This window comes from Actinomycetospora sp. (genome assembly GCF_055612215.1).
In genome coordinates this window covers 1-5,541 of record NZ_JBVPVA010000757.1, presented here as the reverse complement: position 1 = coordinate 5,541, position 5,541 = coordinate 1, and the positions used below count along the sequence as shown (strand labels likewise).

Here is a 5,541-nt window from a genome sequence, read left to right as displayed (position 1 = left end):
TCTGCGGTGGCCCCGGCCAGCCACCGGCGCAGCCGCTCCGCCTGCAGTTCGATCTCGGTCGAGCCGGCCGCGCTCCCTGGGGCAGAGTCGGCGAACGCGCCCCCGGCGATGTGCTCGACCGGGACCTCAGCCAGGGCCTCGAGCCCGACGAGGCGCTGTCGATTCCTGCCCACGGCGGCGCGCGCCTCCGGCGATACGACAGTCGCCGAGTACCGGTCGGCATCGGGACCCAGGCGGTCGGAGTTGGGGCGGGCCCCGGAAGGCGCCCGATCATGGCTTCGCGGCGGGTTCGGGTGTGGCTGACGCTGCCTGGACGGGTCGGTTCCCCGGGTCGGCTGCTGATCGCGACCGGCTCCAGGCCCACGCGACGAGGATCGTCAGCATCGCCGCGGCGATGATGGTGAAGCTGGGAGGGAGGGCGTCGAAGACGTAGGCGGCGGCGAGTCCGAGCCAGACGTCGAGCATGGCCAGTGCGCCGGCGAGTAGGAACCCGGCGTAGGGGCGGGCGGTGAGCAGCGCGGCGGCGCCGGCGGGTGCGGCGAGCAGGCCGAGCAGCAGCAGGGATCCGACGACCTGGCTGGCCTCGGCCGCGGTCACTCCGAGCACGGCCAGGAAGACCGCGCCGAGAACGCGGACGGGCAGGCCGCGGGCAGCGGCCGCGAGGGGGTCGACGGTGGCGAAGAGCAGTGGGCGTGCGAGCGCGCACATCGCGGCGGCCACCGCGAGCCCGAGCATGCCGGTCACTGCGGCTTGACCCGCACTGATGCCGAAGATCGATCCGAACAGCACGGTGACGCCGGCGGAGCCGTCGTCGGTGCTGCGCCTGGTGGCGTAGAGGGTCAGGAAGAAGACGCCGAGGCCGAGGATCCAGGACAGGGTGTTGCCGATGACCACGTCGTCAGCCTGTCCGCGTCGGCCGAGCCCACCGAGCGCAAGGCCACCGGCCACGGTCGCGGCGAACAGACCCAGACGCAGGTCGACCCCGGCAGCGAGTGCCGCGAGCGATCCGGTGAACGCGGCGTGGCTGAGAGCATCGCCGGCGAAAACCTGGGCGCGCAGCACCAGGAAGTAGCCGACGAGCCCGGCCGCGAGCGCCACGGAGGTTCCGGCGACGACGGCGTGGAGCAGGAAGAGGGGCATCTCGGTCAGCGCACCACGACGAGGGGACGGGACGGACGGGCCCCGCTCCGGTCTCGTGTCTGGTCGGCGAGACGCCGCACGCCGTGGGCGAGCAGGTAGACGACGAAGGCGAAGGTCGTCACGAAGAAGCCGATCGGGAACGGCGTGTAGTAGGCGGCGACGAGTCCGGCCCAGGTGACGACGATGCCGATCACGATGCTGAGGGTCAGGCTCAGCGCCGGCCGGGCGGTGAGCGTCTGGGCTGCCGCGGCCGGCATGACGAGGAGGGCGAACACCAGCAGGGCGCCGGTGATCTGGCTGGCCTCGGCGGCCGCGGCACCGAGGACGATGAGGAAGGCGGTCGAGAGTGCCCGTACCGGGAGTCGGCGGGCCCGTGCGACCGTCGGGTCGATCGAGGTGAACAGCAGCGGGCGTCCCATCCCGGCCAGCGCCGCGAGCGCGGCGGCGGCGACGCCGAGCAGGAGCCACACCTGTGCGGTGGTGACGCCGAGGAAGCTGCCGAACAGCAGGGCGTTGAGGCCGTTGAGGAAGCCGCCGTAGAGCGAGACGAACAGGAAGCCACACGCCAGCGCGAACGCCTGCAGCGTGCCGGTCACCGCCGATTCCTGGCTGTACCCGCCCTCGCTCCCCCGGGAGGTCGGCAGCAGACCCAGGATCACGGCGGCGGCGAGACAGAAGGCGAAGAAGCCGATCGACGCGCTGATCCCGATCAACACGGCGCCGGCGCCGCCGGGGAACGCGACGGTGGCCAGGGCGTGGCCGCTGAAGCTCTGGCGCCGCAGCACCATGAACCAGCCCGCCGCCCCGGCGAGCACCGCGACGATGGTTCCTGCCCGGAAGGCGTTCACCATGAACGGGTAGGACCACAGCTCCTGCAGCACCGTGATCGGATCGAGGGTCACGACGGCACACCCGCGTGGGGGACGCTGCGTGGCGACGGCGCCGGTTGCCCGACCACCACAGTGCGTCCGTCGCTGGCGGTCAGCACGTCGATCGGGGTCGAGAACAGCCGGGACAAGGTGGCGCTGGTGATCACCCTGTCCGGGCGGCCGATCTCGCAGCCGCCGGGAGCGAGGTAGACCACCGTGTCGAGGTGCTCGAGGATCGGGTTCACGTCGTGGGCGACCATCACCACCGCGATCCCCTGCTCGCGCGAGACCCGGTTGATCAGCGCCGCCACCGCGGTCTGGTTGGGCAGGTCGAGGCTGTCGAGGGGCTCGTCGAGCAGCAGCAGCCGCGGCCGCGCGACCAGCGCCTGGGCGATCAGCAGACGCTGCTGCTCACCGCCTGAGCACTGCCCGACCGGACGGTCGGCGTACCCGCTCGCGTCCACCAGCTCGAGGACCTCATCGACCCGGGCGGCAGCGGCCCGCGACCGGCGGCTCCACCGGCTCAGACCGGGCAACGGAAATCCCCAGCGCGTGCCGTCGAGACCCAACCGCACGACGTCGCGGCCCCGCACCCGCAGGCTCGGGTCGAAACTGCGCCGCTGCGGCAGGTACCCGATCCCGGCGTTGGCCTGACCCGCCTGCCTGCCCAGCACCCGGACCTCGCCCTCGGTCGTGGGCTGAAGGCCGAGCAGCACGGCGAGCATTGTCGACTTCCCCACCCCGTTGGGGCCGAGCACCGCGACGAACTGGCCGTCTTCCACGCGAAGATCGACCCCACCCCATAGACGCCTCCCACCGCGCGACACCGCGACCCCGTCGAGCAGGACGGCCGGGTCGCTGCCCCGGCCGTCCCACTCGGCGTGGGTGGGGTAGTCCTCACGTTCCCGAACCACGCTCATCTCTCGCTCTCTCAACGCCCGGTTCCGGCGGCCAGCCCCTGCTCGATGGCCTGCAGCTGACCAGCCTGCCAGTCCTGGAACGACGCGGTCGCCGGCACCAGGGTCTCGGTGACGGTGGCCACCGGGATCCGGGCGGCCTGGGCCTCGGCGAGCTCGGCCTGCACGTCCGGGGTGGTGTTCTGGCTGTTGTAGACCCACAGCTTGATCTGCTTGCCCTTGATCTGGGCGTCGCTCGTGGCCTTGTCGGCCGCGGTCGGGTCGTTGCCCTCGCTGACCGCCTCCAGCAGCGAAGCCGGTGTGATCAGGTTCAGCCCGGTGCTTTCCGCCAGCGGCGCGACGATCGACTCCGAGGCGCCGATCGGCGTGCCGGCGTAGCGGGTCCTGATGTCGTTGATCAGCTGGTTGTAGCGGCCCAGGGCCTGGGTCTCGAACGCTTCGCGCTGCCCGTCGAAGTACGCCGCGTCCGCGGGGTCGATCTTCTTGTAGTCGGCGGTCATCTGATCGGCCACCTTCTCCACCGTGGCCTGGGAGTACCACTGGTGGGGGTTCCCGTCGTCCGGGAGGCCGGCCACCGCCTGGACGGAGAGCTCGGTCCGCGACGGCGAGGGATTGGCGTCGATGAGCTTCTGGGCCCACGGGTCGTAACCCACGTTGTTGACCACCACGTACTGCGCGGTGGCGATGGCCCGACCGTCGGCAGGGGTGGGCTCGTAAACGTGCGGGTCAGCGTCGGGGTTGTTGATGATGCTGGTCACGGTCGCGTGGTCACCGCCGAGCTGAGAGGCGATCGAACCCCAGAAGTTCTCGGCGGCCACGACCTGCACCTTCCCGCCGCCCGGCGAGCCCGCCCCGTTCGAGGAAGCCCCGGCGGGCGGGGAGGTCGAGCAGCCGGCCAGCGTCAACGCCCCGAGCGCCGCCACGACCGCCAGCACCGGCCGCAGACGCCCGAACGGGGTCCCACAACAGCGATCCACGCCACGCTCCTGACTTGATGAAACCGATAACCGTTAGCGACAGCGGCGACTATGCACCCGTCCGTGGCACCGATCAACCGCTGCTCACCCGCTGCTGTAGTCGATGAAAGAATTCGCATCTCGCAATATCACCCAAATCCCACAACTACCGCGCGAATGCGGGCCCCCGTTCCCGGCACAGATCTGAGTGGCCTACCGTGGCCGCGACGGAATCCCGTCAGGCCCAGCAGTGAGGGAGAAACCCGGTAAAGGTCGCGTTCGTCGGCAAGGGCGGGGCCGGGAAGACCACGTGCGCGTCACTGTTCGCGCTGCGGGCCGCCGGCCTCGGCGCGCCGGTCCTGGCGCTCGACGCCAACATCAACCAGAACCTCGACGTGGCACTGGGCGCCGCTGAGGACACGGTGGCCGGGCTACCGACCCTCCCCCACCACCTGCTGCTGATCAAGGAATGGCTGCGCGGGGACAACCCCTGCATCTCGTCGGCCGATACCATGATCAAGACCACGCCGCCCGGCCGCGGCTCGCGACTGCTCGGGATCACCGAGGACAACCCCGTCTACGACGCCTGCATCCGCGAGGTCGTGCCGGGGGTGCGCCTCGGGCTGGCCGGGCGTTCGAGGACGAGGACCTCGGCTTCTCCTGCTTCCACGCCAAGACCGGCGCCGTGGAACTGCAGCTGGGCCACCTCGTCGAGGGGCCCGGCGAGTATGTGGTGGTGGACATGACCGCCGGTGCCGACGCGTTCGCCTCCGGGCTGTTCACCCGCTTCGACATGACGGTCGTGGTCTGGGAACCGACGTTGCGTCCGGTCGGGGTGTACCGCCAGTACGCCGGACACACGCGCAGCTTCGAGGTCCGTCTCGTGGTGCTCGGCAACAAGGTGACCGACGCGGCGGACCTCGACTTCCTGCACACCGCGATCGGCGACGACCTCGTCGGTGCGCTCGGCGCCTCGGGTCACGTGCGGGCCGGTGACCGGGGCGCGAGCCGGGAGATCGAAGGGCTCGAGCAGGACAACGCGGCGTCCTCGCCCACCGGTTTGGGCGGTCGTCGGCAGGGAACGAAGCGGCGTGCGCGCACGCTCGTCGAGCTAGCGGGTCAGGGTTTGAGCGCCTTTGCGCATCACCTACTTGTGCGCTGCGTCGTACGCCTCGACGACGTTGTTCGGCAGCCGCCCGCGATCGCTGACCGCCCACCCTTCGCCCTTCGCCCAGTCACGGATGGCTTTCAACGCTTCGCGGCCGCGGGCGACCGGACCCGACGCGGACTGCGGGCCAGAGGTACTCGAGGAGCGCGATCGACCCGAGGACGTGCGCCGGCCGCCGGTGCGCCGGCCCGCAGCGATGTAGGGCGCGAAGATCTCGCGGAGGTGATCAGCGTTCTGCTTTGTGAGGTCGATCTCGTACTCGACGCCGTCCAGAGCGAACGGAACGGTGCCCTCGGCTTCGGACTCGCCGTCGAGGTCGTCGAGGAAAGTGACGACTGTCTTCTGTGCCATATCGAGATCGTGCCCGAATGAACCGAGATGTCAAATCGGCTCCTCCGGCCGTCGCCTCATCGTTATCAGCCTTTTGCAGTGCGCTCGAACCCCATACCGCCGACGCACCGAAATGGATATTGCCCGCGTTGGCCTTATCA

Annotated in this window: 6 protein-coding genes; 1 reads left to right on the top strand and 5 read right to left on the bottom strand. The window is 70.5% G+C overall.

The genetic code is table 11. The features are described from left to right. Window positions 1-270 precede the first annotated feature (270 nt). The 4 genes from AC0CYZ_RS20650 to AC0CYZ_RS20635 are packed head-to-tail and all read right to left on the bottom strand — an operon-like array spanning window position 271 to window position 3,744. Entirely contained in the window at window positions 271-1,140 is an 870-nt protein-coding gene (locus tag AC0CYZ_RS20650) for a metal ABC transporter permease (RefSeq protein ID WP_472218740.1), read from the bottom strand. 5 nt (window positions 1,141-1,145) lie between these two features. After that, window positions 1,146-2,042: a metal ABC transporter permease gene (locus AC0CYZ_RS20645; RefSeq protein ID WP_472218738.1), complete on the bottom strand. Its 897-nt coding sequence runs from the start codon at window positions 2,040-2,042 to the stop codon at window positions 1,146-1,148. Further along, window positions 2,039-2,929 carry a metal ABC transporter ATP-binding protein gene (locus AC0CYZ_RS20640; RefSeq protein ID WP_472218736.1) on the bottom strand — a complete coding sequence of 297 codons (891 nt, stop codon included), beginning with the start codon at window positions 2,927-2,929 and terminating at the stop codon, window positions 2,039-2,041. The genes AC0CYZ_RS20645 and AC0CYZ_RS20640 overlap by 4 nt, the downstream gene beginning before the upstream one ends. 11 nt (window positions 2,930-2,940) lie before the next feature. Next, window positions 2,941-3,744: a metal ABC transporter solute-binding protein, Zn/Mn family gene (locus tag AC0CYZ_RS20635; RefSeq protein ID WP_472218734.1), complete on the bottom strand. Its 804-nt coding sequence runs from the start codon at window positions 3,742-3,744 to the stop codon at window positions 2,941-2,943. 533 nt (window positions 3,745-4,277) lie between these two features. Here AC0CYZ_RS20635 and AC0CYZ_RS20630 point away from each other — a divergent pair. Continuing rightward, window positions 4,278-4,628 carry a hypothetical protein gene (locus AC0CYZ_RS20630; RefSeq protein ID WP_472218732.1) on the top strand — a complete coding sequence of 117 codons (351 nt, stop codon included), beginning with the start codon at window positions 4,278-4,280 and terminating at the stop codon, window positions 4,626-4,628. A 401-nt stretch (window positions 4,629-5,029) separates the two neighbouring features. Here the strand turns inward: AC0CYZ_RS20630 and AC0CYZ_RS20625 are convergent, their stop codons facing one another. Further along, on the bottom strand, window positions 5,030-5,401 hold the full coding sequence (locus AC0CYZ_RS20625) for a histone-like nucleoid-structuring protein Lsr2 (protein WP_472218730.1): 372 nt from the start codon (window positions 5,399-5,401) through the stop codon (window positions 5,030-5,032). Window positions 5,402-5,541: the final 140 nt, after the last annotated feature.